The organism is Pseudomonas sp. SORT22 (assembly GCF_018417635.1).
Lineage (GTDB): Bacteria > Pseudomonadota > Gammaproteobacteria > Pseudomonadales > Pseudomonadaceae > Aquipseudomonas.
Map to the genome: position 1 here is coordinate 2,731,484 of NZ_CP071007.1, position 25,359 is coordinate 2,756,842.

Consider the following 25,359-nt stretch of genomic DNA (forward strand, 5'->3'; position numbering starts at 1 on the left):
CCCAGATGGGCTTTCTTCAAGCAGTGTCGGACTTCTCCGGAACTGCTGGGTGACTCTGCACCGGTCCCCGGCACTGTTGCAGTGCCGGGTTGTTACGGTCGTCCTACAGCATTTGTTTGAGCAGTTGTTGCAAGTGCGCCTGACCTGCGTTGTCGAGGGCAAATACCGGCCGCCGCGGCTCACCCACCGGCAAACCGGTCATGCCCAGACCGGCCTTGATGGTTGCCGGCAGGCCACCTTTGAGGATGAACTCCAGCAGCGGCAATTGACGGTAGAACACCGCCTTGGCTGTGCCCAGGTCGTTGGCCTGGACGGCCTGGTAAAGCTGCTGATTGAGGGCCGGGATCAGGTTCGCAGCGGCGGTGCACCAGCCGCTGGCGCCGGCCACGAAGGCTTCCAGGGCCAGCGGGTTGCAGCCGTTGTAGAACGGCACCTTGCCTTCACCCAGTAGCTGCAGCTTGTGCATGCGCTGGATGTCGCCGGTGCTCTCCTTGACCATGGTGACGTTTTCGACCTCGCGCACGATGCGCAGGATCAGCTCCACCGACATGTCGGTACCGCTGGTGGCCGGGTTGTTGTAGAGCATGATCGGCAGTTCGATGCTGGCGCCAATGGCCCGGTAGTGCTCGAGTATCTCCTCCTCGGTGAGCTTCCAGTAGGCGGCCGGCAGCACCATCACCGCGTCGGCGCCGTGTTCCTGGGCAAAGCGCGCGCGGCGAATGGCACCGGCGGTGGTCAGGTCGGAGACGCTGACGATGGTCGGTACTCTCCCTGCGATCTGGCGCAGGCTGAAGGCGGCTACCTGCTGCCATTCCAGATCGCTCAGGTAGGCGCCTTCGCCGGTGCTGCCCAGTGGCGCAATGGCGTGAACGCCACCCTCGATCAGGCGCTCGATCGAGCGGCCCAGGGCCTCGAGGTCAAGCTGTTCGCCGTCGGCGCTGAACGGGGTGATGGTGTAGCCGATGATGCCGTGAAAAGTCTTGGACATGAAATCTACTCCGCAAGGTCAGTGACAGGCTTGGTTCAGTTCAGGCAGTCGCCATGTACCCGCAGGCATTGGCGCGCATAGTAGTTGAAGGCGGCGCTGTGGCGCTTGGGCCGGGAGATCCAGTCGTGGGCTTCACGACCCAGCTCAGGGGCGATCGGCTTGATGCTGCCGGCGGCCATGGCCAGCAGTTGCAGCTTGGCGGCGCGCTCGATTAGCTGGGCAATCACGCAGGCTTCCTCGATGCTGGCACCGGTCGACAACTGGCCGTGGTGCGACAGCAGGATGGCGCGCTTGTCGCCCAGTGCGGCGCTGATGATCTCGCCTTCTTCGTTGCCCACCGGCACGCCGGGCCAGGCCTCGAGGAACGCGCAATCGTCGTACAGCGGGCACAGGTCCATGTGCGAGACCTCAAGTGGCACTTCCAGCATCGACAGGGCGGCGACGTGGGTCGGGTGGGTGTGGATGATGCAGTGCACATCCGGGCGGGCACGGTACACCCAGCTATGGAAGCGGTTGGCCGGGTTGGGCATGCCCTGGCCTTCGAGCACGTCCAGGTCTTCGTTGACCAGCAACAGGTTGCTGGCGGTGATTTCGTCGAAGCCCAGGCCCAGTTGCTGGGTGTAGAAGGTGCCTGGCTGCGGGCCGCGGGCGCTGATCTGCCCGGCCAGGCCGGAGTCGTGGCCGTTGTCGAACAGAATCCGGCAGGTCAGTGCCAGCTTTTCGCGCACAGTCCACGTATTATCGGCAAGCGAGCCTTGCATCTGCTTAAGGGCCTGCTGGATCAGTTGGTCCTTGGGGAGTGCCATTGTCTTGGCCATGGGGCTATCCTCGGTGGCGTGATGGAGTGTCACGGCTGGCCCACCCCGGTTGCTTGGAAGGTGACGGGGTGGTCAATTGCATGACACAATCAAGGCTATATGACACAAGGTGTCATTAGCAAGAAAATACTTGCCCATGGCATTGGGAAAATCGCGTCACATGTCTATCCGATTGAAACTGTTGAGAAAAAAACTGGGTATTACCCTGGAGGCGCTGGCTGAAACGGCTGGCATGACCAAGAGTTACCTGTCCAAGGTCGAGCGCGGCTTGAATACGCCCTCCATCGCTGCAGCGTTGAAGCTGGCGCGTGCCTTGAACGTCAATGTCGAGGAGCTGTTTGCCGAAGACCAGCCAGGCCAGGCCCGTTACAGCCTGGTGCGCAGCCATGAACGCCAGGCGGTGTCGGGGCAGGGGCCGGGTTATTCGGTGCTGGCCAAGCAGATCGGCAGCCGCAGCCTGCTGCCGTTCATCATCAGCCCGCCGCCGGAGTTCAGCGATGCCTCGTTCAAGGAGCACCTTGGCGAGGAGTTTCTGTTCGTCCATGAAGGCCAGGTCGAGGTCGACTTCATGAATGAGCGAGTGATCCTCGAGCGTGGCGATGCCCTGTATTTCAACGCCCAGACCCCGCACCGCCTGCGTTCGTTGGGGCCGGTGCAGGCCCAGTTGCTGGTGGTGGTGCACGACGCCGAGGGCTGAAGCCTATGCACGCAAATTCGCGATTCTGGCGTGACCCGGCGCTGCCCTTCGTTGAAGTGCGCAGCGTCGCTGATGGTCGCAAGGTCTGTTACGCGGCGCATTCGCACGAGAGTTTCTCGATTGGTGCGATTACCGCAGGGCGCAGTACCTACATCAGTGGCGATCGCCAGCAGCAAGTGGCTGCCGGCACCGTGGTGCTGATGAACCCCGCAGTGGTGCACACCTGCAATCCCATCGCGGGCGAACCCTGGTCCTACCTGATGCTGTTCATCGACTGGGCCTGGTTGCAGGGCCTGGGTTTCTCGCCGCTGGCGGCTGTCAGCAGCACCGAGGCGGGGCTGTTCGATGATTTGCTGCAGCTGTTTGCCGTGCTGCTGGATGAGCAGCAGCCGCCAGTTGGCAAAGAGGCGGCACTGCGAGTGTTTTGCAGCGCACTGAGCCTGCGCCTGGGCGAAAGCGCAAGCGCGCTGGGCCAGGGCGACCCGCGCCTGCTGGCCGCAGCCGAATTCATCCGCGCGCACTGCACCGAGCCTTTGCGCCTTGAAGACATCAGCCGCGCTGCCGGCTTGTCCGCGTCCTATCTGATCCGTGCGTTCAAGCAGCAGTTCGGCTTGACGCCCCATGGCTACCTGCTCGATCAACGGGTGCAGTATGCCCGTGCCCAGTTGCGCCGCGGGCGGTTGATTGCCGAGGTGGCACTGGAGGCAGGTTTTGCCGACCAGGCGCACTTGCAGCGTGCCTTCAAGCGCCACCTGGCGGCGACGCCTGGGCACTATCGTTCAGCCCACTAGCAGGTACAGCGCGCTAGCCAGCAACAGCAGTGCCAGGCAGCGGTTGAACCGGCGCATACGCTGGGCATTGCTCAGGGAGTGGCTGATTGCACTGCCGGCCCAGGCCCAGCTGGCAATCGACAGAAAACAGATTACCAGGTAGATCGCGCTGAACTGCCACAACCGGCGGCTATCGCCCTCGCCGACATAGGCGCCGATGCCGGCCACGCAGGCCAGCCAGGCCTTGGGGTTGAGCCATTGCAGGGTGGCACCGGCGAGCACCGAGGGTGCGCTCGTAGCGCCGCCAGCGCCCAGTTCGCCGTTGTCGCTGGCCAGTTTCCAGGCCATGTACAGCAAGAACACCACGCCGGCCCAGTGCAACACTTGGGTCATGGCCGGCCAATGGCGCAGCAACTCGTGCAAGCCAAGGCCGATCAGCACCAGCAGCAGGACAAAGCCGAGGGTTGCGCCGCTGACATGCCGCAAGCTGGCGCGAAAGCCGTGGCGGGCGCCGGCGCTCAGGGCGACGATATTGACCGGGCCGGGGGAGATTGAGGCGGCCAGGGCGAAGGCGGCCATTGATAACATCAGGCTCATGGGGGGTATCCAGCAGTGGAAGACCGACACAGCCTAAGGCGCGGCGAATGGCCGGGTATTGAAGAAAATTACCCTGGATATCTTCAAGCAATGGTTACAGGTGCTTGGCGTACAGCCTGGTTTTTCCCTGATTGCTCGCAGAGCAAGATGTAATCACTTTCAAGCACAGGCAGTGATCATCATGTACAACGCTCATCAATCCTTGTTGCACCAGACCGTGCTGGTGCTCGGCGGCGCCAGCGGTATTGGCGCGGCGGTAGCGCGCCAGGCCAGGGCACGTGGGGCACGGGTCATCGTTGCCAGCCGCCAGGCGGTAAGCCCGGGCGAGGGGATCGAGGCATGTGTTGCCGATATCACCGATACCCGGGCGCTGCAGGTGCTGTTTGCCGGCGTTGGCACCGTCGATCATCTGGTCATCAGCGCTGGCCCCGCCGTGCAGGCCAGGCCCCTGGCGCAGAGCGACCTGCAACTGGCGCGCGAGGCTTTCGAGGTGAAGTTCTGGGGCGCCTTGCAGGCGATCCAGCTGGCGTTGCCGCACCTTTCTGCGCACGCCAGCATCAGCCTGACCTCGGGGTTGCTGTCACGCAAGTTCGTCGCCGGGCAGATGATCAAGACCACCCTCAATGCGGCGCTCGAAGCCCTGGCCAGGCAACTGGCCAAGGAGCTGGCGCCACGCCGGGTCAATGTTGTCAGCCCGGGGCTGACCGAAACCGAAGCCTACGCCGGGATGGACGCCGAGTCGCGGCAGGCGATGTTCGCCCGCGCCGGCGCGGGCCTGCCGGTCGGACGGGTGGGGGCGGCGGATGAAGTGGCGGCCGGGTATCTGCTGGCCATGGAGAACGGCTTCATGACCGCCAGCGTCATTGATATCGATGGTGGTGGGTTGATCTAGGCAGTTGTGGGAACGGGCGGGTACAGAATTTGAAATAGTTTCGCGCTGTGAGAAAAGCCTGCTGCAATTGTAGGATCACATCCCCAATTGATTTCAGGTTGATATGACTTCGTTCTCGGAGCCTCCCAGTACCCGGCCGTCCCGGCCATTCTCCCGTCCTTGCGACGTTTCCCGCCCGTTCTCGCACATGAGTAATCGCCCATGGAATGGCTAGCCGACCCCACGGCCTGGCTGGGCCTTGCCACGCTGATTGTGCTGGAACTGGTACTGGGTATCGACAACCTGGTGTTCATCGCCATCCTCGCCGACAAACTGCCGCCCCATCAGCGCGACCGCGCGCGGGTGATCGGCCTGTCGCTGGCGCTGATCATGCGCCTGGGCCTGCTGGCCAGTATCTCGTGGATGGTGACCCTCACCGCGCCGCTGTTCGAGGTGTTCGGCAAGAGCTTCTCCGGGCGCGATCTGATCATGCTCTTCGGTGGTGTGTTCCTGTTGTTCAAGGCCACCATGGAGTTGCACGAGCGCCTCGAAGGCCACGTTGCGCAGAACACCGGCAGTGTGCGCCATGCCGCGTTCTGGCCGATCGTCGCGCAGATCGTGGTGCTCGATGCCGTGTTCTCCCTCGACGCGGTGATCACCGCCGTGGGCATGGTCGAAGAGTTGTCGATCATGATGATCGCGGTGATCTTCTCCATCGGCATCATGATCGTTGCCAGCAAGCCGTTGACCCGCTTCGTCAACAATCACCCGACGGTGATCATGCTGTGCCTGGGCTTCTTGATGATGATCGGCTTTAGCCTCACCGCCGAGGGCCTGGGCTTTCATATTCCGAAAGGCTACCTGTACGCGGCCATTGGCTTCTCGATTCTGATCGAGCTGTTCAACCAGCTGGCCCGGGCGCGGCGCAAGCGCAGCCTGCAGCAACACCGGCCGCTGCGTGAGCGCACCGCCCACGCGGTCCTGCGCCTTTTGGGCGGGCGCCGGGTCGAGGCTGATGATGTCGGCGAGGAAATTGCCGATCTGGTCGAAGGTGGCGAAGAACAGGTGCTGTTCGACCGCCGCGAACGGGTGATGATCAGCGGCGTGCTGAACCTGGCCGAACGGCCGATCAAGACGGTGATGACGGTGCGCGCCGAGGTCGATGCCATCGACCTGGCGCAGCCGGCCGAGGCGATTCGTACCGCACTGATGCATTCGTCCTACTCGCGCCTGCCGTTGATTCGTGACGGGCGTATCGAAGAACCGCTGGGCTTCGTGCACAAGAAGGAGCTGCTCAAGGAACTGCTGGCCGGTAATCAGCCTGACCTCGAGAGCCTGGCCCGGGCGCCGGTGAACCTGCTGGAGAGTTTCAGCATCCTCAACGCCCTGGAGCAGATGCGCAACCAGTCGACGCACATTGCCTTCGTGGTCAACGAGTTCGGTGATTTCACCGGGGTGCTGACCATGACCGACATCCTTGAGTCCATCGCCGGTGAACTGCCCGATGCCAGTGAGGTGGAAGGCCCGGGCATCGTCGAGGACGGCCACGGCTTTGTCGTCAGCGGCGCCCTTAACCTCAGCCAGATCCAGGCACGCACCGGTTTTGCCGCCAAGCCCACCGAGGACTACCAGACCCTCGCCGGCCTGGTCATGAGCCTGCTCGATCGCTTGCCGATGGTCGGCGACAGCCTGGTGTGGAACAACTGGCAAATGACCGTGGTCGCGGTGGAGGAGCGCCGCGTGCGCCAGGTGCGCCTTACACCGAACGCCGCCGTTGACGCAGCAGGTGCCTGACGCCTTCGGCGATCAATACCAGCACCGCCAGCCAGATCGGCAGGTAGGTCAGCCACTGGTCGGGGCCGATGGTCTCGCCCAGCAGCAGGGCCACGGCCACCAGCAGCACCGGCTCGACATAGCTGAGCAGGCCGAACAGGCTGAAGGCCAGCAGGCGGCTGGCCAGCACATAGCAGATCAGCGCCAGGGCGCTGATCACCCCAAGCAGCGGGATCAGGCCGTACAGCCCCGGATGCGCGGCCAGGTCCTCGGCTGACAGCGGCCCCTGGATGACAAAGTACAGCGCCGCCGGCAGCAGCAGGCACATGTCGGCCCACAAACCGCCAAGGTGATCGGTCGCGCATTTGCGCCGCAGCACGAAGTACAGCGGGTAGCCTGCGGCGACCAGCAAGGTCTCCCAGGCAAAGCTGCCGTGTTGGTAGAGCTCATGGCCGACACCGGTCATCGCACAGGCTACCGCGACTTTCTGCAGCCGCGACAATTGTTCGCCATACACCAGGCGGCCGGTCAGGACCATGGTCAGCGGCAACAGGAAGTAGCCCAGCGACACTTCCAGGCTGCGTCCGTGCAACGGCGCCCAGAGGAACAGCCAGAGCTGTACGCCCATCAATGATGAAGTACCCAGCAGGCCGAGCAACAGCAGCGGCGTGCGCCTAACCCGCGCGAGCAAGCCGGTGACCAGCGGCCAGTCGCGGGTAAACAGCATGAACAGGGTAACGCAGGGCAAGGTCAGGAGCATGCGCCAGCCGAACACCTCCTCGCCATCGAGCGGGGTGAGCAGCGAGGTGTAGTAGTACATCACGGCAAACAGGAACGAGGCCGTGACCGATGTAATGATGCCTTTTGACACAAATGCCTCGGTTACAGAAGAAAACAGAGCGGGGAACCCGCCATGATCTCAGGGCGCAGGCCTAACCGGCAACCTTCGCGACCTGCGGCGCGGTTTCGGCCTGGGCTGCCAGGGCGGCGACAAAGTCCTCGATCGGCATCGGCCGGGCAAACAGGTAACCCTGCTGGAAATCGACATTGTGGCGCGCCAGGTAATCGCGCTGGGTTTCGTTCTCGACGCCTTCGGCGACGATGCCCAGCTCAAGCTTGGCCGACAGTTCGATAATGCTGTCGAGAATGTGCAGCGACAACGCATCGACCCCGATCAGGGCGACGAAGCTTTGGTCAATCTTCAGGTAATCGACCTTGAACTGGCGCAAGTAGCTGAGGCTGGACTGGCCGGTGCCAAAGTCGTCGATGGCGATCATCACCCCCAGTTCGTGGAGTTTGCCGAACAGCGTCTGGGTAACTTCGCTGGGGGCAATAAGCTTGCGTTCGGTCAGCTCCAGGGTCAGCAATACCCGGCCAGGCGGGAAGGCGCCGAGAAAGGCCCGGCAGTCGTCGTACAGGGCCAGGTCCTGGCAATGATCGGCGGTGATGTTGATGCCGACATGAAAACCCTCGCCCATCAATGCGGCATGCGGCGCCAGCAATTGCGCAGTGCGCTGCATGAGCATGCGCGTCATCGGTACGATCTGGCCGCTGTGCTCGGCGTAGGGAATGAACAGGTCGGGGCGCACCAGACCGTCGCGCGGGTGCTGCCAGCGCATCAGCACTTCGGCGCCGGCCCAGCGGTAGTCGCCCTTGCGCACCACCGGCTGGAAGTACGGCAAGAACTCGTTGGCTTCCATGGCCCGCTGCAGCTCGGCCCGTGGGGAGCTGGCACGGCGCAGCATCCAGCGGCATACGGTACCGGCAATCACCCCGAGAAACACCAGCAGGCCGAACAGGGCAGGATATTCATCGCGCATTACCTGGCCGACCTTGCCTGGCGCATAACCGCTGTGGATCGAGAACGGGTAGTGGCTGGAGGTCAGGCGCACTGGCGCAACCTCAGCGGCGGGGGCGATCCCTTCATGGACCAGGCCGTCCTTGCCCATCCAGTAACGGCCCACCTGTAGCAGCAACTGGGTCTGCGGGCCGATCAGGCGCAGGGCGGTCAGCAGGTGGTCACCATCGACGGTAGTGATGGCGCCGCGCTCGCCTTCATAGACCCGATACACCAGCAATGGGTGGCCAGGAGTCACCGAGTTGCCGTTCATCAGCCAGAGCTTGCCGTCGACATAGTCGCTGGCATTGACCGGTTCGCTGTAGGGGCCGAACAGCGAGCTGCAATACAGCTCGTTGCGGTACACCAGGTTGGTCGAGCGTACGAACGAGCGGCGGGTGACCTGGTCGCGCAGGGCCAGTTTCTCTTCCACGCACGGCATTCCGGCCAAGGGCAGCAACGACCTGGCTGCGCCAGAAATGTTGTCGAGGATCAGCTCTACCTGGGCCACCACCTGCTGCGCCGTGGCGCGGCTGCGGGCGTCCAGCTCACGCTGGGCCTGCAGGTGCATGATCAGCAGCCCGCACAGCACCGGTAGGGCGCCAACCGCCCAGGGCAGCAGGGCACGCAGGGTCCAGCGTCCGGGGCGTTTTACCGTGAGCGGCATGGCGGCTAACCTGTACAAGCGGGGGAATGAAAACGGCTGTGTGCCTAGGATAGCCGTTCGTCGCCGCTCGGGCGTCAACTAAAGTGCGGACAAAACGGTTTACGCACTGTAGAATCCCGTTACGCATACAATAATAAGGTTCTCCACCTTCGGGGAATCAACCCGCCGAGAATGGGTCCATATGAAGTGTCATGGGTTCAAGCTGATCTATGGTGACTACCTCGCCAGAAGTGTGAGGGGCATCTCTTGCGCGCCACCACGCCTGCTCGACATCGATAGCAATTAACGACCGTTATTTACCCGCTTTGATGATGAGGAAACGAGCATGGCTGATATCTTTGAAAACCCGATGGGCCTGATGGGCTTTGAATTCATCGAGTTCGCATCGCCGACCCCGGGCGCCCTGGAACCGATCTTCCAGATCATGGGCTTCACCAAGGTGGCTACCCACCGTTCCAAGGACGTGCATCTGTACCGCCAGGGCGGTATCAACCTGATCCTGAACAACGAACCGAAAAGCGTCGCCTCGTACTTTGCCGCCGAGCATGGTCCGTCGGTGTGTGGCATGGCCTTCCGTGTGCGTAACGCCCACGAAGCCTACGCCCGCGCCCTGGAACTGGGCGCCCAGCCGGTCGAGATCGAAACCGGGCCGATGGAGCTGCGTCTGCCGGCGATCAAGGGCATTGGCGGTGCGCCGCTGTACCTGATCGACCGTTTCGAGGAAGGCAGTTCGATCTATGACATCGACTTCAACTTCATCGAAGGTGTCGATCGTCACCCGGTCGGTGCGGGCCTGAAGATCATCGATCACCTGACCCATAACGTTTATCGCGGGCGCATGGCCTACTGGGCCGGTTTCTACGAGAAGCTGTTCAACTTCCGCGAAATCCGTTACTTCGACATCAAGGGCGAATACACCGGCCTGACCTCCAAGGCCATGACCGCGCCGGATGGCATGATCCGCATCCCGCTGAACGAAGAGTCGTCCAAGGGCGCCGGGCAGATCGAAGAGTTCCTCATGCAGTTCAACGGCGAGGGCATCCAGCATGTGGCCTTCCTCAGCGACAACCTGCTCGAGAGCTGGGATGCCCTGAAAAAGCTCGGCATGCGCTTCATGACCGCGCCGCCAGACACCTACTACGAGATGCTCGAAGGGCGTCTGCCGGGCCATGGCGAGCCGGTCGGCGAACTTCAGGCCCGTGGCATCCTGCTCGATGGTTCCTCCGAAGCCGGTGACAAGCGTCTGCTGCTGCAGATCTTCTCCGAAACCCTGATGGGCCCGGTGTTCTTCGAGTTCATCCAGCGCAAGGGAGACGACGGCTTCGGCGAAGGCAACTTCAAGGCCCTGTTCGAGTCGATCGAGCGTGACCAGGTCCGTCGCGGTGTACTCAGTACCGACTGATCCGGACCGTCACTGAAAAAGGCCATTGAGCAAACGCTCAATGGCCTTTTTTCATGGTGGAGCTCACGCTGTTTTTCGTCGTTGCCTGAACAGCCCCCAGTAGGCCACGGCGCAGGTGATAATGCCGACCAGAAGCAATGACGGCGCGGTAGAGCTCATGGCCTGGCTGAGCATCTTGCGGGTGTGGCCATCGGGGTAGCCGGCGTGGACGGTGTAGCCGTACTTCTCCGAGACCATGCGCTGGCTGTCTTCTTCATGGTTGGGTACCTGCTCGGCGCTGCCACTGCCGGTTGCCCAGACAAAATCGCTGCCGAACTGCAGGGCCAGGACAATGGCGTTCTTGAAGCCCTGCAGTTCTGTTTGCAGGGAGCGCGCATCGCTGATGGCGATGACGCCCATGGGATATTCCTGCAGGCGGTAGTGCAGCACCGGCATGTCCGGGGTGATTTCGTTGCGCGAGTCCAGGCGCAGGCGCTGGTTGAAGTAGCTGCCCGGGTCGATTGCCGTGTCGATGCTGCCGAGCAGGGTGCTGCAGTAGGCACGGTTTTCCCGGGTCAGCACCAGCGAGCGCACGCTTGGCTGCCTCAGCGCTTCCTGGCGCAGAGTCGGGAGGATTTTCTCGCAGGGTTGCCCGACCAACCCGAGCACAGCATTGCTGGAGCCGTGCATGGCATCGAAGACCCGGTCGATAGCATAGATAGCCTCGACCACAGACACCTCGGCGGTTTCTTCCTGCTTGCGCTCGACCTGCAGGGCCAACACCAGAAGGCCACAGGCCACGGGCGCCAGGCCAATCAGCAGGGTTATCAGAAACTCGAGCAGGCTGCGGCCGGCAAGACGGGTTGGAGCCATGAGTGCACCTCTATGCTGAACAAGAGCCCGACCTTCCTGGTCGGGTGACACTCGTCAGCATAAAGAGCGCAATCAGCGGCGGATGTAGGCCGCGTTTACCCTCGGCGAAGTACCTATCGGCAAGCCAAGTAGGCGCCTCAGCGCTTTTTCAGTGCGGCCAACACCAGGTCAGCCACCGCGCCCCCGGAGGCGGGATTCTGTCCGGTAATCAAGCGTCCGTCTTTCTGGTCGGCGATGGCGAAGGCCTGCCACGGCTCTTCTGCCTTGCGGTACAAACCGCCGCGGGCCTTGAGCTCGGTTTCGGTGAGGTAAGGCACCACTTTGTCCAGTTCGGCCAGTTTCTCTTCAGTATCGGAAAAACCGGTGACCTCGCGGTCCTTGACCAGCAAGGTGTTGTCACTGAGCTTGATATTGAGCAGGCCGACCGCGCCATGGCACACCGAGGCCACCACGCCGCCGGCCTCAAAGATGCGCCGGGCCAGGTCCTGCAGCCCGCTGTTGTCGGGGAAGTCCCAGATCACCCCATGACCGCCGGCATAATAAATGGCGCTGTAGTCCTGGGCCTTGACCTCGCCGGGGCTCAGGGTCTTGCCCAGACGGTTCATGAACGCTTTGTCCTGGTACCAATGCCAGTCGATATCCGCGGCCATCTGCAGGCTGTGCGGGTCAATCGGCACGTAACCGCCGCTGGGGCTGAGGTAATCGACCTTGTAATCGGCCTTTTCAACCTTGTCGACAAAGTGCACCGCCTCGCCCAGCCACAATCCGGTGGCGCGCTTGAGCGTCGGGTATTTGGCCGTATTGGTCAGCACCACCAGTATTTTCTTGCTCATCGCAACGCTCCCTATACTGGAACGGACCCGGACTGCCCAGGTCGCAGAGGAGAAACCTGTACAGCATAGTAGCGACTGGCATGGATGCCATTCCTTGCTGGCGGTATGCTAGCCTGCGAAGAAAACCGCTTTGCCACAGGGAGTCGACCAACCGATGAGCACGTTGAACCAAGACGTAGATGCGTTCATGCAGGCTGCTATCGATGAGGCCCAACTGGGCCGTAAAGAAGGCGGCATACCGATCGGTTCGGTGCTGGTACACAATAACCAGATCATCGGCCGTGGCCACAACCGCCGGGTACAGAAGGGCAGCGCGATCCTGCACGGCGAAATGGACGCTCTGGAAAACGCCGGCCGCCAGCCGGCCAGGGTTTATCGCGAGGCGACCCTGTACACCACCTTGTCGCCATGCCCGATGTGCAGCGGGGCGATCCTGCTGTATGGCATCAAGCGCGTGATTGTTGGTGAAAACCAGACTTTCATGGGCGAGGAAGCGCTGCTCAAGGCCCGCGGCGTCGATGTGCAGGTGCTGCACAATGATAACTGCGTCAAGATGATGCGCGCTTTTATCAAGGACAGCCCCGAACTCTGGAACGAAGATATCGGCGTTTAGGTCCGATTGTTCAGGCCCCCACCGTCAGCCGAGCTTGCCCATGCCAGGATCAATGAGTGTAAAGGTGCGTAACCACGACTGGGCCAGTACCGCCCTTGGGCCTTTGCACCTGTGGCCGGCGCCCTTGCGCATTGCCGTGGACATGCTGCTGGCGTCCAAATTCCCCGGTTGCCTGGTCTGGGGGCCGCAGTTGGTGACCATTTACAACGATGCCTTCAAGCCGATCCTCGGGGCCAAGCCCGAGGCACTGGGACGCGGCTTTGACGAGGTGTGGAGCGAGGCCTGGGAGAACATCGGCGCGCTGGTCTTCCGTACCCTGTCGGGGGAGGCGATCTTCATCGAGAACTTCCCGTTGATGATCAATCGCAACGGCAGCCTCGAACAGGCCTATTTCACTTTCTGCTACAGCCCCATTCGAGACGAGCGCGGGGCGGTGGCCGGCTTTCTCGACACGGTGATCGAAACCACCGCCAGCGTCGAGTCGGCGCAGCAGTGGCGTCACCTGGCCAATACCTTCGAGCGCCAGGTGCAGGAACGCACCTCTGATCGAAACCATTTCTGGGACTTGTCCGGCGACATCATGGTGATTGTCCTGCCGGATTTGCGCATCAGTGCGGTCAACCCGGCCTGGAGCCAGATCCTTGGCTGGGCTGCAGACGAGGTGCTGGACACCTCGATCATGGATTTGCTGCATGCCGACGACCAACCGCAAGTCGCCTCGGTGGTTGAGCGCCTGCGCGCCGGCCAGCGCACCGAGAACACCATCAGCCGCTTGCGCCACAAGGACGGGCACTACCGCTGGTTCAACTGGGCAGCGGTACCCTCGGAGCTTGGTTTTACCGCCGTGGGCACCGACATCAGCCAGGAGCGCGAGCGCGAAGAGGCGCTGCGCCATGCTGAAGAACTGTTGCGTCAGAGCCAGAAGATGGAAGCCATCGGGCAACTGTCCGGCGGCATGGCCCATGACTTCAACAACCTGTTGACCGGCATCAGCGGCAGCCTGGAGTTGCTCGAACGACGCATTGCCCAGGGTAATCTGGACAACCTGCAGGTCTACCTTGATGCCGCTCGGGGTGCGGCCAAGCGCGCCGCCACGCTCACCCACCGCTTGCTGGCCTTTTCCCGGCGCCAGGCGCTCGACCCCAAGCCTGCCTGTGTCAACCAACTGGTGCAGGATATCGAGCAGTTGGTCCAGCAGACCGTGGGTAGCCATATCGATCTGCAGGTCCAGGTGGAGCCGGCGCCCTGGTGGGTACTGATTGATGCCAACCAGCTGGAAAATGCCCTGATCAACCTGTGCATCAATGCCCGCGATGCCATGGGCGCCGGTGGCTGCCTGCGCATCACCACCGCTAACGAACGTCACGAGCTGGCCCTGGAGGGCGAAGACAGCCTGGGCCCGGGTGATTACTTTGCCTTGCAGGTGCAGGACAACGGCCACGGCATGAACGCCGATATCGTCGCACGGGCCTTTGACCCGTTCTTTACCACCAAGCCGGTCGGCCAGGGCACCGGGCTTGGCTTGTCGATGGTCTATGGCTTTGTCCGTCAGTCAGGGGGCCGGGTGTGGATCGATTCGAGCCCTGGCCAGGGTACCCGGGTGAAGGTCCTGCTGCCGCGCTATGTGGGCGAGCTGCCGCAGCCGCTGGCCGGCGAGCCGGGGCGTAAGCGCTACCCACGCGCCAATGGCGAACGCATCCTGCTGGTCGACGACGAGAGTACCTTGCGCTTGCTGATCAAGGAGGCGCTGGAGGAGGAGGGCTTCGAGGTGTTTACCGCCGCTGACGCCAACAGCGCGCTGCAGCAGTATCGCCAGTTGGGCACGGTTGACCTGGTGATCACCGATATCGGTCTGCCAGGCGGCTTCAGTGGCCGTCAGGTGGCCAATGCCCTGCGCATGCTGCAGGCGCAGCAGAAGGTGCTGTTGATCACCGGCTTCGCCGAACAGGAAGTGACCGACCAGGAGGTGCTGGAGCCCGGCATGGCCCTGATGACCAAGCCCTTCGCCTTGCAAGACCTGGTGCATCAGGTTCACCAGATGCTCGAGCCGGTTCAGCCGGTGGTTTGCGAACTTTCCCCGCTGGCGCGCTGACTGGCCAGGCGCTCGAGCATCAGGTAGGTCAGCGTGGCTACCAGCAACGGCAACAGAAAGTAGATCGCCCGGTAGCCAATCAGCGCCGCGAGCAGCGTGCCCTTGCCGTAGGTGCCTTGCAGCAGGGTCAAAAACACCGTCTCGAGTACCCCAAGCCCGGCCGGAATATGAGTAATGACCCCGGCAATGCTGCTGATCATCAGTACTGCCAGCACGGTCGGGTAGCTAGCCCCCTTGGGCAGCAGGATGAACACCACCAGCGCCATCAACGACCAGTTCAGAGCGCCCATCACCACTTGCAACGCTGCCAGGCGGATGCCTGGCAGGGTGATCTGCTGCTTGCGAAAGTGCCAGGTGCGGCGAGTAGCGAAGGCGCACGCCAGCAGGTAAGCCATGACCACCAACAACAGCGCTGCACCGATCAGGCGCAGGCCGGTATTGCCGATCTCCATGCCCGCTGGCAACTTCGGCAGCCCGCAGACGAACAAGCTGCCGGCCACCGCGAAATAGCCTGCCCAGTTGGTCAACAGCCCCAGGCTGAGGATCCGGGTGATGGTCGCGACCTTGAGGCCGAGGCGGCTGTACAAACGGTAGCGCAGGGCGATGCCGCCGACCCAGGCGCTGAGGTTTAGGTTGAATGCGTAGCACACGAAAGCCAGCGGCAACACCTGGCGCGCCGGCAAATGATGCCCGGTGTAGTAGCGCCCGAGCAGGTCGAAGCTGCTGAACAGGGCAAAGCTGCACAGGGTTACGCCTGCAGCCATTGCCAGGGTGCGCCAGCGATAGGAGGCCAGGGCCTGGTACACCTCTTGCCAGTCGAGGTTTTTCAGCACGCTGAACAGCAGCACCGGCACCAGGATGAAGAACGCCAGGGTCAGCGCCTGGCGGGCACGGCGCCAGTGCTTGTGCTGCTTGCTCATGTCGGCTTGCCCGCAGGTTGCTCGCCGTCATACAGCGGCTTGAGCCGTGGTACATGGGCCGGCAGCCAGCCGATCACGGCCGGGAATCGGCGGATGAAGTGAAAGGTCAAAAAGATCAGCGGCGCCCGCCACCAGTAGCCACGCAGTGCCCGCTGCAGGCTCACCGGTTTGCAGCGGTGGGCGGTAAGCTCCTGCAGGTGTTCATGCAGGCGGCTGTTGAAGGTCTGGTCGCGGATGACCAGGTTGGCCTCAAGGTTCAGGGCCAGGCTCAAAGGGTCGAGATTGCTTGAGCCGACCGTCGACCAGTGCCGGTCCACCAGTGCCACCTTGCCGTGCAAGGGCCGTTCGCAGTACTCGAAAATGCGCACGCCGTCGCGGATCAGGTAGTTGTACAGCAAGCGCGAGCACAAACGCACCCAGGGCATGTCGGGCATCCCCTGCAGCACCAGGGTAACCTTCACGCCCCGGCGCGCGGCGTTGCGGATCGCCCGCAGCAGGCGGTAGCCGGGAAAGAAGTAGGCATTGGCAATGGTGATCCGCTCGCGGGCGCCGTTCAGCGCCCGCAAGTAGTGCTGTTCGATGTCGTTGGGGTGATCCTGGTTATCGCGGATGCACAGGGTTATGCTTGCCTGTTCGCTGTCGGCGGCGATCGGCACCCGGGGTTGCCACCAGCGCCGGGTTCCGGGCTTGAGCGCGCTCTGTTGCTCCAGCAGGGTCAAGGTGGCGCGCTGCAGGTCGGCGACGATCGGCCCGCGCACTTGTACCGCGTAGTCCTGCTTGGCCATCGGTCCGAAATCGGCCAGGTGATCGGCGCAATAATTGATGCCGCCAACAAAACCGACCTCGCCATCGACCACCAGGATCTTGCGGTGCAGGCGGCGAAACAGATTGGTGCGCATGCCCAGGCGTTTCGGGCTCGGGTCGAAGGCCTGCAAATGCACGCCGGCGTCGCTGAGCTCGCGCAGGTAGTCAAGGCTCAGGTCTGCGGTGCCATAACCGTCGACCAGCATCTCGACCTTTACCCCGCGCCGGGCGGCGGCGATCAACAGTTGCTGCAACTGCTTGCCGACCTTGTCTTCAAAGATGATGAAGGTTTCCAGGAGGATTTCCGCCCGGGCCTGCTCGATCGCGGCAAAGGCGCTGGCGAAATAGTCCTCGCCGTTGATCAGCAGTTGCACCTGGTTGTCAGGTCGCCATTGGCTGTTCACAAGAGCACCTCCACTGCCAATGGCAGGTGATCGGACAGGTGGGTCCAGGGCTTGCGCGCCATGACCTTGGGCGCCTGTGCGCGGGCATTGCGCAGGTAGATGCGGTCCAGGCGCAACAGCGGCCAGCGCGCCGGAAAACTGCGTGCCGGGCGACCATGGGCCTGGCTGAACACTTCATTCAGGCCGCATTCGGCTAGCACTGCATCGGCGCGCTGGCGCCAGTCATTGAAGTCGCCGGCGACGATCACCGGCGCGTCGTTCGGCAGGCTGTGCAGTAATTCGCAGAGCAGGTGCAACTGCTGCTGGCGCTGGCGCTCGTCCAGGCCCAGGTGCACACAGACGGTATGCAGCTCGCACTCGGCGGGCAAGGCCAGTACCGAATGCAGCAAGCCGCGCTGCTCGGTGCCATGGACGCTGACATCGAGGTTGGCGTGGCGCCGGATCGGGTATTTCGACAGCAGGGCATTGCCGTGTTCGCCGTCCGGATACACCGCATTGCGGCCGTAGGCGAATTCTGGCCAGAGGCTGTCGGCAAGAAACTCATATTGCGGCACATCCGACCAGTTGCGGTGGCGCAGAGCGTGCTGGCGGTGGCTGCCGAGCACTTCCTGGAGGAACACCAGGTCGGCGTTTTCGCTGCGTACCGCCTCACGCAGTTCTGGCAGCACGTAGTAACGGTTAAGCGCGCTGAAGCCCTTGTGCGCATTGACCGTCAGCACCCGCACCCGCTGCACGGCCGGCGCCGCCGCCAGGGCGGCGCTGGGTTGCACCTGGCTCATGAGGTGCTGCCCTTGCCGAGCATCTGCGCGACCTTGGCGGTCAACTGGGCGAACTCGAAGGGTTTGCAGATCATCTGCATGCCGGGGTCAAGAAAGCCGCCGCGGGCCACCGCGGTTTCGGCGTAACCGGTGATGAACAGCACCTTGAGTTGCGGGCGCAATTGCCGGCCGATTTCCGCCAGTTGCCGACCGTTCATGCCTGGCAGCCCGACGTCGCTGACCAGCAGGTCGACCGCTTCTCCGGCCTGCAGAATGGCCAGGGCGACATTGGCATCCTCGGCCACCTTGCACGGGTAACCCTGGTCACTCAGCACCTGATGCACCAACTGGCGCACAGCGGGGTCGTCCTCGACAATCAGCACCGTGTGGCTGTTGCCGCAAGGTGGCGCCGGCGTTGCTGGCTCTTCGCTTTCACGGTTGGGTGCGGCGTGGCGCGGCAGGTAGACATCGACCCGGGTGCCGTGGCCGATGCGGCTTTGCAGCGCCACATGGCCCTGGGACTGCTTGCTGAAGCCATACACCATCGACAGCCCCAGGCCCGTTCCCTGGCCGATTGGCTTGGTGGTGAAGAACGGGTCGAAAGCGCGGTCCAGGGTACTTTGCGGCATGCCACAGCCATTATCGTTGAAGCTGATCAGCACATAGTCGCCAGCGGCCAGCGAGTGGCCACCGAACAGGCTGCCGTCCTGGCGCTGATTGCTGGCGCTGACGGTCAGGCGCCCGCCGTTGGGCATGGCGTCGTGGGCGTTGCTGAGCAAGTTGCCGAGGGCTTCCTGCAGCTGCGCCGGGTCGGCTTCCACGGCCCACAGATCCGCCTCGATATGCAGTTGCAGCTTGATCTGCGGGTCAAGCAACGGCTGCAGGCGCTCGGCCGTGAGCAGGGTGGCAACTTCCACGGGCTGGGCATCGAGCGATTGCCGGCTGGAAAACGCCAGCAGGCGGTGGGTCATGCTGGCGGCGCGTTTGACCGCCGCCTGGCTGAGGCTGAGCAGGGCGGGCAGGGCGTCGTGGCGACCCTGCTGCAGGCGTTTGCCGATCATTTCCAGGCTGCCGCCGATGCCGGTCAGCAGGTTGTTGAAGTCATGGGCGACGCCGCCTGCGAGCTGACCGATGGCTTCCATTTTCTGCGCCTGGCGCAGGTACTGTTCTTCTTCGCGCAACTGGCGCAATTGCTCTTCGACCCGTTGGCTCTGGCGCTCCAGTTCCTGGCCCTGGTTGCGTGCCTGGTACTGGCGCCGCCGCGCGCGCAACGAGGAATGGGTCAGGGCCAGCAGGTTGTCGGGTTCGAATGGATACTGCAGCAGGAACAAGTTGCCGAGCGCGGCGTGCTGGCTTTGCGGCGGGCTCTGGCCCTGGACTGGCGGCCCCGTCAGCAGCACCACCGGCAAGTCCGACCAAACCGGCTGCTTGCCAAGGTAAAGGTGCAAAGGCGAGCGTACGCTGCCGTCCAGGCAAGTGTCGGCAATGATCGCCAGGCCCACGCCTTGCTCCAGGGCAAGGCCCAGGTCTTCCATGCTGGCCGCTTGCAGCGCCTGGATGCCGGCCTGGTCGAGCAGGCGCTGGGCCAGCTGGCTAAGCTGGGCCGGGGCCAGGATCAGCGCTCGTTCGGCATTGGCTAACGCGTCGCCCACGGGTGTTCTCCTTTGATAACGCTCAGGCAAGCACCGCCGGTGCCTGCCGTGTTCGCACTATCTCTGGACCACAGGCTGGGTTGAGGGGTTCAACCGGGTTGTCAGACGGTCGTTTGCAAGCCTACAGGCCTTGCTGCACCAACGGATCGTCGGGATTCTGCTGCTCCAGCTGGGCTAGCAGCACCTGCACATTCTGCAACTGGCCGGTCTCTTTCCAGTACTCGATCAGCAGCACCCGGGCCTTGCGGTTGGCCGGTTGCCGGGCAAGGATGGTTTCCAGTTGCTTTTGCGCGGCGTCGACCTGCTCCAACTGATGCAGGCTGGTGGCCAGGGTGTAGCGGTAGTCATTGTTGTCCGGCTCCAGCTCCAGGGCCCGGGCAAAGGCCAGCAGGGCGTATTCGTCCTGGCCGTGGCGCAGCAGCCAGCGGCCCAGTTCATGTTGTAGAAAGGCCGAGTCGGGACGTTGTTGCAGGGCCTTGGCCAGCACCTGGCGCGAGGCGTCGGTCTGGTTCTGGCGCTCCAGCAACTGCACCTGCGCGGCCAGTGCTTCGAGGTTATCCGGCGCCAGCTGCAAGGTGCGCTCAAGCGCCTGCGCGGCCTCCTGGTAGCTGTTTTCATGCAGGTACAGCTGCGCCAGGTGCAACTGCGCGCTGGCATCGTCGTCGCGCTGCGCCAGCACCTGCTGATAATGCTCCAGCACCTCTTGCAGCGGGCCGAAGTACAGGCCGATGTCATCGGCGCTGAGCCCCAGCAGGGCATCGACCACGGCAAAGCGTACGCTTTGCTCCTCATCATCGAGCAACGGCCCGAGCACCAGGCTGCGCTGGGCGCCGGGCAGCATCGTCTGGATACTGGCGATGGCCGCGCGACGCACCAGCGGCTCGTCATGCTGCAGGTCGCGGCTGGCCAGTTTCAATGCCAGCGGCGAGGGGTAGTTGGGCAGTGCGGCGTACAGGCTGGCGCGGCGGATCGGCGACAGGTCATTGCGCCCCAGTTGCTGGTAGAGCACCCGGGCGGCGCCGGGCTGGCCGTCATGGGCCATGGTCAGGGCCTTGGTGTAGCTGTGCTTGAGGGCAGGCGTCGGCGCCGGGCTGTCGTCACGCCAGAAATAGCCACCCAGGCCGAGGATGATGAGCAGGGTCAGGCTGATAAGCGTGTACTGGCGCTGTTTCGACATGGTGAATCCGAAGCGTGTCGCGGCTGCAAAGGCTTGAGCTTGGGTCACGAGGGCCGGTGACGTCAAATGTAAAAGGGGGGTGGGTCCCTATCGCGGGGCAAGCCCGCGCCTACAGATATCGCAGCGATGCCAAACCTGTAGGCGCGGGCTTGCCCCGCGATCGGCCATAAAAAAGCCCCGCAAGCGGGGCAAAAGGCCGGTCAGAAACCAACCAAAGGAGCCGTTGAATCAGTTCGCCGCAGCCACGCTTTCGGCCTGCCAGCCGCCACCGAGGGCCTTGTAGATGGCGACGATGCCGCGGTACAGGTCGACTTCGCCCTGGGCCTGGGCATCTTCGGCGCTCAGGCGTTCGCGTTCGGCGTCGAGCAGCACCAGGTAGTCGACCGTGCCTTCGCGGTAGCGAATCGAGGCGAGATCGGCCGCCTTGCGGCTGGCTTCGCTCTGGCGCAGCAGGGCCAGCAGCCGTTGCTGGCGTTTGCTGTAGTCGCTGAAGGCGTTTTCCGATTCTTCCAGGGCCAGCAATACCTGCTGCTCATAGTTGGCCAGGGCGCCCTCGGCATCGGCGTTGGCGCCGCGCAGGCGGGCGCGCACGCTGCCCAGGTCGAAGGCCGCCCAGGTAATACTCGGGCCCAGGGCCCAGGCCTTGGCGGCCGAGGAGCCCAGTTGCGAGCCGCGCCCGGCGGTAAAGCCGAGAAAGCCGCTGAGGCTGACCCGGGGGAACAGGTCGGCGGTGGCCACGCCGATGTTGGCGGTTGCCGCTGCCAACTGGCGCTCGGCGCTGCGGATATCCGGGCGGCGCTTGAGCAGCTCGCCGGGGTCGCCCACCGGCAGCGCCTTGGCGATGGCCGGCAGTTGCGCCGGCGACAGGTCAACCGCCAGGGCGTCCGGGCGCTGGCCGAGCAGGGTGGCGATGCGGTTGCGCGCCCGTACCTGTTCGGCCTGCAGTTGCGGCACACTGGCCTCGACCGCCGCCAGGCGGGCATCGGCCCGCACCACATCAAGGTCGTTACCGACCCCGGCGTCACGCAAGGTTTCGGTGATACCCCGCGAATCCTGCTGGGTCTTGAGGTTGGCCAGGGCGATCTTCTCGCGCAATTGCGCACCGCGCAGCTGGCCATAGGCATCGACCAGTTCGGCGATCAGGCTCACCTGCAGTTGCTGCAGGTCGGCCTGGGCGGCGGCCTGCTCGGCTTCGCTGGCTTCAAGTTGACGCTGGATGCGGCCGAACAGGTCCAGCTCCCAGGCCATGTCCAGGCCCAGGTCATAGCGTTCGCTGTTGACCCGATCTTCGCTCTGGCCAGGCACCTGGCCCTTGCCCAGGTCGGCGCTGGCGCGGCTGGTGACGGTGGGCAGGGCGTCGTTGCTGACATCGTCGCGAATCGCCCGCGCCGCTTTCAGGCGGGCGAAGGCCACGCGCAGTTCGCGGTTGCCGTCCAGCGACTGGCTGACCAGTTTGTTCAGCACCGGGTCGTCGAACTGCTTCCACCAGATGCTTTCAAAACGGCTGCGGTCGAAGGCGGCCTTGGCGCTCGGTTCGTTGGCCGCGCTCAATTGCGCCGCCGCGGTGTCCGGGGCCTTGTAGTCCGGGCCCACCGCACAAGCGGCCAGGGCCAGCACCAGCAGGCTGGGCATAAAGAATTTCACACTGCGGTTCATGCATGAGTCTCCAGCTTCAGCGCACGCGCCGCTTTGCGGGCCTGGCTGCGTTCCACGTAACGGCGGATCAGGACAAAGAACACCGGCGTCAGCAGCAGACCGAAGAAGGTCACCCCGATCATCCCGGAGAACACCGCCACACCCATGGCATGACGCATTTCAGCACCGGCGCCGGAGGAGAACACCAGCGGCACCACACCCATGATGAAGGCGATCGAGGTCATCAGGATCGGCCGCAGGCGCAGGCGGCAGGCTTCCAGTACCGCGGCCAGCGGGTCGAGGCCTTCGGCCTGTTTGTCCTTGGCGAACTCGACGATCAGGATGGCGTTCTTGCACGCCAGCCCCACCAGTACGATCAAGCCGATCTGGGTGAAGATGTTGTTGTCGCCACCGGACAGAATCACCCCGGTAATCGCCGACAGCAGGGTCATCGGCACGATCAGGATCACCGCCAGCGGCAGGCTCCAGCTTTCGTACTGGGCGGCCAGCACCAGGAAGGCCAGCAGTACGCAGAGCGGGAAGACGAACAGCGCGGTGTTACCGGCCAGGATCTGCTGGTAGGTCAGTTCGGTCCATTCGAAAGTCATGCCGTTGGGCAGTTCTTCCTTGAGCAGTTTCTCGATGGCCTTTTCCGCTTGCCCGGAGCTGTAGCCCGGTGCTGCGGCACCGTTGATCTCGGCGGTGATGAAGCCGTTGTAGTGCATGACGCGGTCCGGCCCCGAGGTGTCGCTGACCTTGATGAAGGTCGCCAGCGGGATCATCTCGCCCTGGTTGTTGCGCACCTTGAGCTGGCCGATCTGCTCGGCTTCAAGGCGGAACTGCTGCTCGGCCTGGACGTTGACCTGGTAGGTGCGGCCAAAGCGGTTGAAGTCGTTGGCGTACAACGAACCCAGGTAGATCTGCAGGGTGTCGAAGATATCGCTGATCGCTACACCGTGGGTCTTGGCCTTCTCGCGGTCGATGGCAGCATCGACCTGCGGCACGTTGACCTGGTAGCTGGTGAACAGCCCGGCCAGCTCCGGCACGTTGTGGCTCTTGGCGATGATGTTCTGGGTTTCCTTGTACAGCGCTTCATAACCCAGGTTGCCACGGTCTTCGATCTGCAGGCGGAAACCACCGATGGTGCCCAGTCCCTGTACCGGCGGCGGCGGGAAGATCGCGATGTAGGCGTCTTCGATATCGGCGAACTGCGCGTTCAGCGCGGCAGCAATCGCTGCGGCCGACTGGCTCGGGTCCTTGCGCTCATCGAAGGGCTTGAGCGGGGTGAAGACGATGCCGCTGTTCGGGCTGTTGGTGAAGCCGTTGATCGACAGGCCCGGGAAGGCCACCGAGTCAGCCACGCCCGGTTGCTTGAGGGCGATCTCGCTCATCTTCTTGATCACCGCCTCGGTGCGGTCAAGGCTGGCGGCATCCGGCAGCTGCGCGAAGGCGACCAGGTACTGCTTGTCTTGCGCCGGTACAAAGCCGGTAGGCGTCGACGAGAAGCCCAGCCAGGTCATGATGATCAGGCCGCCATAGACGAACAGGGCGATGCCGCTGCTGCGGATGACCCGGCCGACAGCGCCGACATAGCCATGGCTGGCACGGTCGAAGAAGCGGTTGAACGGGCCGAACAGCCAGCCACCGAGCAGGCGTTCGAGCACTTTCGAGAAGCGGTCTTTGGGTGCGTGGTGCTCCTTGAGCAGTACCGCGGCCAGGGCCGGCGACAGGGTCAGGGAGTTGAAGGCCGAGATCACCGTGGAGATGGCGATGGTCAGCGCGAACTGCTTGTAGAACTGCCCGGTAAGGCCGGAAATGAACGCCGCCGGCACGAACACCGCGCACAGCACCAGCGCCGTGGCGATGATCGGCCCGGTCACTTCGCCCATGGCCTTTTGTGTGGCTTCCAGGGGCTTGAGGCCCAGGCCGATGTTACGCTCGACGTTTTCCACCACGACGATGGCGTCGTCCACCACGATACCGATGGCCAGCACCAGGCCGAACAGCGACAGGGCGTTGAGCGAGAAGCCGAACAGGTGCATTACCGCGAAGGTACCGATCAAGGAAACCGGAACCGCCACCAGCGGGATGATCGAGGCGCGCCAGGTCTGCAGGAACAGGATGACCACCAGCACCACCAGGATCAGCGCTTCGAACAGGGTGTGGACCACCGCCTCGATCGAACCGCGAACGAATACCGTTGGGTCATAGACAATGCTGTAGTCCATGCCTTCAGGGAAGTCCTTCTTCAGCTCGGCCATTTTCGCTCGGACCTCGTCGGAGATCTCGATGGCGTTGGAGCCTGGGCGCTGGAAGATCGGGATGGCCACGGCCGGCTGGTTGTTCAGCAGCGAGCGCAGGGCGTACTGGCTGGAGCCGAGCTCAACGCGGGCGATGTCCTTCAGGCGGGTGATCTCACCATCGGCGCCGGAGCGGATGATGATGTTCTCGAACTCTTCTTCACTGACCAGGCGGCCCTGGGTGTTGACCGACAGCTGGAAGCTGGTGGCCCCGGGTGCGGGTGGCGCGCCAAGTTGACCGGCGGCTACCTGACGGTTCTGCTCGCGAATGGCGGCGACCACGTCGCTGGCGGTGAGGTTGCGCGAAGCGGTCTTGTTCGGGTCGAGCCAGACCCGCAGCGAGTAGTCGCCCATGCCGAACAGTTGCACGTCACCGACACCGCCCAGGCGCGCCAGCTCATCCTTGATGTTGAGGATGGCGTAGTTGGACAGGTAGAGCATGTCGTAACGGTTGTCCGGCGAGGTCAGGTGCACCACCATGGTCAGGTCGGGCGAAGCCTTGTCGACGGTAATACCGATACGCGTGACTTCCTCGGGCAGCTTGGGCTGGGTGCGGGTCACGCGGTTCTGCACCTGAACCTGGGCGTTGTCCAGGTCGGTACCGAGGGCGAAGGTGACGGTCAGGGTGACCTTGCCGTCGGCGGTGGACTGCGAGGACATGTAGAGCATGTTCTCGACCCCGGTAATCGCCTGCTCAAGCGGCGCGGCGACGGTTTCGCCGATCACTTTCGGGTTGGCGCCGGGGAAGTTGGCACGCACCACCACGGTGGGCGGTACCACTTCCGGGTATTCGCTGATCGGCAGCTGGAACAGCGAGATGCTGCCGGCGATCAGAATCAGCAGCGACAGCACCGCGGCGAAGATCGGCCGGGTGATAAAAAACTTGGAAAAATTCATCG

At 63.4% G+C, this 25,359-nt stretch carries 21 protein-coding genes; 7 read left to right on the plus strand and 14 right to left on the minus strand.

Annotated features, from left to right (window positions below):
- Positions 1 to 103 precede the first annotated feature (103 nt).
- Positions 104 to 988, minus strand: coding sequence for a dihydrodipicolinate synthase family protein (locus JYG36_RS12630; protein WP_045198073.1), 885 nt, complete (start codon positions 986 to 988; stop codon positions 104 to 106).
- Positions 989 to 1,023: 35 nt separating this feature from the next.
- The gene (locus JYG36_RS12635) at positions 1,024 to 1,806 is read right to left on the minus strand and encodes an aldolase (RefSeq protein ID WP_195884321.1); all 783 of its coding nucleotides are present in this window, start codon (positions 1,804 to 1,806) and stop codon (positions 1,024 to 1,026) included.
- A 160-nt stretch (positions 1,807 to 1,966) separates the two neighbouring features.
- Here JYG36_RS12635 and JYG36_RS12640 point away from each other — a divergent pair, with 160 nt between their 5' ends.
- Positions 1,967 to 2,503 (plus strand): helix-turn-helix domain-containing protein, encoded by a 537-nt coding sequence (locus JYG36_RS12640; protein WP_045198076.1) that lies wholly within the window; start codon positions 1,967 to 1,969, stop codon positions 2,501 to 2,503.
- 5 nt (positions 2,504 to 2,508) lie between these two features.
- Positions 2,509 to 3,294, plus strand: a complete 786-nt coding sequence (locus JYG36_RS12645; RefSeq protein WP_213604220.1) for an AraC family transcriptional regulator — start codon at positions 2,509 to 2,511, stop codon at positions 3,292 to 3,294.
- On the opposite strand, the gene JYG36_RS12650 is transcribed toward JYG36_RS12645, so the two are convergent.
- Positions 3,283 to 3,870 carry a LysE family translocator gene (locus tag JYG36_RS12650; protein WP_093381926.1) on the minus strand — a complete coding sequence of 196 codons (588 nt, stop codon included), beginning with the start codon at positions 3,868 to 3,870 and terminating at the stop codon, positions 3,283 to 3,285. The two genes, JYG36_RS12645 and JYG36_RS12650, sit on opposite strands and share 12 nt — an antisense overlap.
- 181 nt (positions 3,871 to 4,051) lie before the next feature.
- Between JYG36_RS12650 and JYG36_RS12655 the strand changes: the two genes are divergently transcribed.
- Both JYG36_RS12655 and JYG36_RS12660 read left to right on the plus strand, forming a co-directional pair.
- Positions 4,052 to 4,762: an SDR family oxidoreductase gene (locus JYG36_RS12655; RefSeq protein ID WP_213604222.1), complete on the plus strand. Its 711-nt coding sequence runs from the start codon at positions 4,052 to 4,054 to the stop codon at positions 4,760 to 4,762.
- Positions 4,763 to 4,963: 201 nt separating this feature from the next.
- On the plus strand, positions 4,964 to 6,535 hold the full coding sequence (locus JYG36_RS12660) for a TerC family protein (RefSeq protein WP_213604223.1): 1,572 nt from the start codon (positions 4,964 to 4,966) through the stop codon (positions 6,533 to 6,535).
- Here JYG36_RS12660 and rarD read toward each other — a convergent pair.
- The gene (gene rarD, locus JYG36_RS12665) at positions 6,498 to 7,385 is read right to left on the minus strand and encodes an EamA family transporter RarD (protein ID WP_213604225.1); all 888 of its coding nucleotides are present in this window, start codon (positions 7,383 to 7,385) and stop codon (positions 6,498 to 6,500) included. The genes JYG36_RS12660 and rarD overlap by 38 nt on opposite strands.
- Positions 7,386 to 7,446: 61 nt before the next feature.
- Positions 7,447 to 9,018, minus strand: a complete 1,572-nt coding sequence (locus JYG36_RS12670; RefSeq protein WP_093381937.1) for an EAL domain-containing protein — start codon at positions 9,016 to 9,018, stop codon at positions 7,447 to 7,449.
- A gap of 325 nt (positions 9,019 to 9,343) precedes the next feature.
- On the opposite strand from JYG36_RS12670, the gene hppD reads away from it, so the two are divergent.
- Positions 9,344 to 10,420 (plus strand): 4-hydroxyphenylpyruvate dioxygenase, encoded by a 1,077-nt coding sequence (hppD, locus tag JYG36_RS12675; RefSeq protein WP_123566094.1) that lies wholly within the window; start codon positions 9,344 to 9,346, stop codon positions 10,418 to 10,420.
- A gap of 63 nt (positions 10,421 to 10,483) precedes the next feature.
- On the opposite strand, the gene JYG36_RS12680 is transcribed toward hppD, so the two are convergent.
- Together JYG36_RS12680 and JYG36_RS12685 are read right to left on the minus strand one after the other, a co-directional pair.
- A complete protein-coding gene (locus tag JYG36_RS12680) occupies positions 10,484 to 11,272 on the minus strand; it encodes a CSS-motif domain-containing protein (protein ID WP_213604227.1) in 789 nt (262 codons plus the stop codon).
- 137 nt (positions 11,273 to 11,409) lie between these two features.
- Positions 11,410 to 12,105 (minus strand): type 1 glutamine amidotransferase domain-containing protein, encoded by a 696-nt coding sequence (locus JYG36_RS12685; RefSeq protein WP_213604229.1) that lies wholly within the window; start codon positions 12,103 to 12,105, stop codon positions 11,410 to 11,412.
- Positions 12,106 to 12,259: 154 nt separating this feature from the next.
- Between JYG36_RS12685 and JYG36_RS12690 the strand changes: the two genes are divergently transcribed.
- Together JYG36_RS12690 and JYG36_RS12695 are read left to right on the plus strand one after the other, a co-directional pair.
- Positions 12,260 to 12,718 carry a nucleoside deaminase gene (locus JYG36_RS12690; RefSeq protein ID WP_249744426.1) on the plus strand — a complete coding sequence of 153 codons (459 nt, stop codon included), beginning with the start codon at positions 12,260 to 12,262 and terminating at the stop codon, positions 12,716 to 12,718.
- Between the two features lie 64 nt (positions 12,719 to 12,782).
- Positions 12,783 to 14,810: a hybrid sensor histidine kinase/response regulator gene (locus tag JYG36_RS12695; RefSeq protein ID WP_249744427.1), complete on the plus strand. Its 2,028-nt coding sequence runs from the start codon at positions 12,783 to 12,785 to the stop codon at positions 14,808 to 14,810.
- Here the strand turns inward: JYG36_RS12695 and JYG36_RS12700 are convergent.
- The 7 genes from JYG36_RS12700 to JYG36_RS12730 all read right to left on the minus strand — a co-directional run bounded on the left by JYG36_RS12700 (position 14,771) and on the right by JYG36_RS12730 (position 25,357).
- Complete coding sequence (locus tag JYG36_RS12700) at positions 14,771 to 15,730, minus strand: lysylphosphatidylglycerol synthase domain-containing protein (RefSeq protein WP_213604233.1); 960 nt, start codon at positions 15,728 to 15,730, stop codon at positions 14,771 to 14,773. The two genes, JYG36_RS12695 and JYG36_RS12700, sit on opposite strands and share 40 nt — an antisense overlap.
- A complete protein-coding gene (gene clsB, locus JYG36_RS12705; RefSeq protein ID WP_213604235.1) occupies positions 15,727 to 16,938 on the minus strand; it encodes a cardiolipin synthase ClsB in 1,212 nt (403 codons plus the stop codon). The genes JYG36_RS12700 and clsB overlap by 4 nt, the downstream gene beginning before the upstream one ends.
- A complete protein-coding gene (locus JYG36_RS12710; RefSeq protein WP_093381964.1) occupies positions 16,935 to 17,717 on the minus strand; it encodes an endonuclease/exonuclease/phosphatase family protein in 783 nt (260 codons plus the stop codon). The genes clsB and JYG36_RS12710 overlap by 4 nt, the downstream gene beginning before the upstream one ends.
- Positions 17,714 to 19,348, minus strand: a complete 1,635-nt coding sequence (locus JYG36_RS12715; RefSeq protein WP_093381980.1) for an ATP-binding protein — start codon at positions 19,346 to 19,348, stop codon at positions 17,714 to 17,716. Before JYG36_RS12715 ends, JYG36_RS12710 begins: the two co-directional genes overlap by 4 nt.
- 121 nt (positions 19,349 to 19,469) lie before the next feature.
- Positions 19,470 to 20,525: a tetratricopeptide repeat protein gene (locus tag JYG36_RS12720; protein ID WP_213604237.1), complete on the minus strand. Its 1,056-nt coding sequence runs from the start codon at positions 20,523 to 20,525 to the stop codon at positions 19,470 to 19,472.
- A 228-nt stretch (positions 20,526 to 20,753) separates the two neighbouring features.
- The gene (locus JYG36_RS12725; protein ID WP_213604239.1) at positions 20,754 to 22,181 is read right to left on the minus strand and encodes an efflux transporter outer membrane subunit; all 1,428 of its coding nucleotides are present in this window, start codon (positions 22,179 to 22,181) and stop codon (positions 20,754 to 20,756) included.
- A complete protein-coding gene (locus JYG36_RS12730; RefSeq protein WP_045198110.1) occupies positions 22,178 to 25,357 on the minus strand; it encodes an efflux RND transporter permease subunit in 3,180 nt (1,059 codons plus the stop codon). Before JYG36_RS12730 ends, JYG36_RS12725 begins: the two co-directional genes overlap by 4 nt.
- Positions 25,358 to 25,359: the final 2 nt, after the last annotated feature.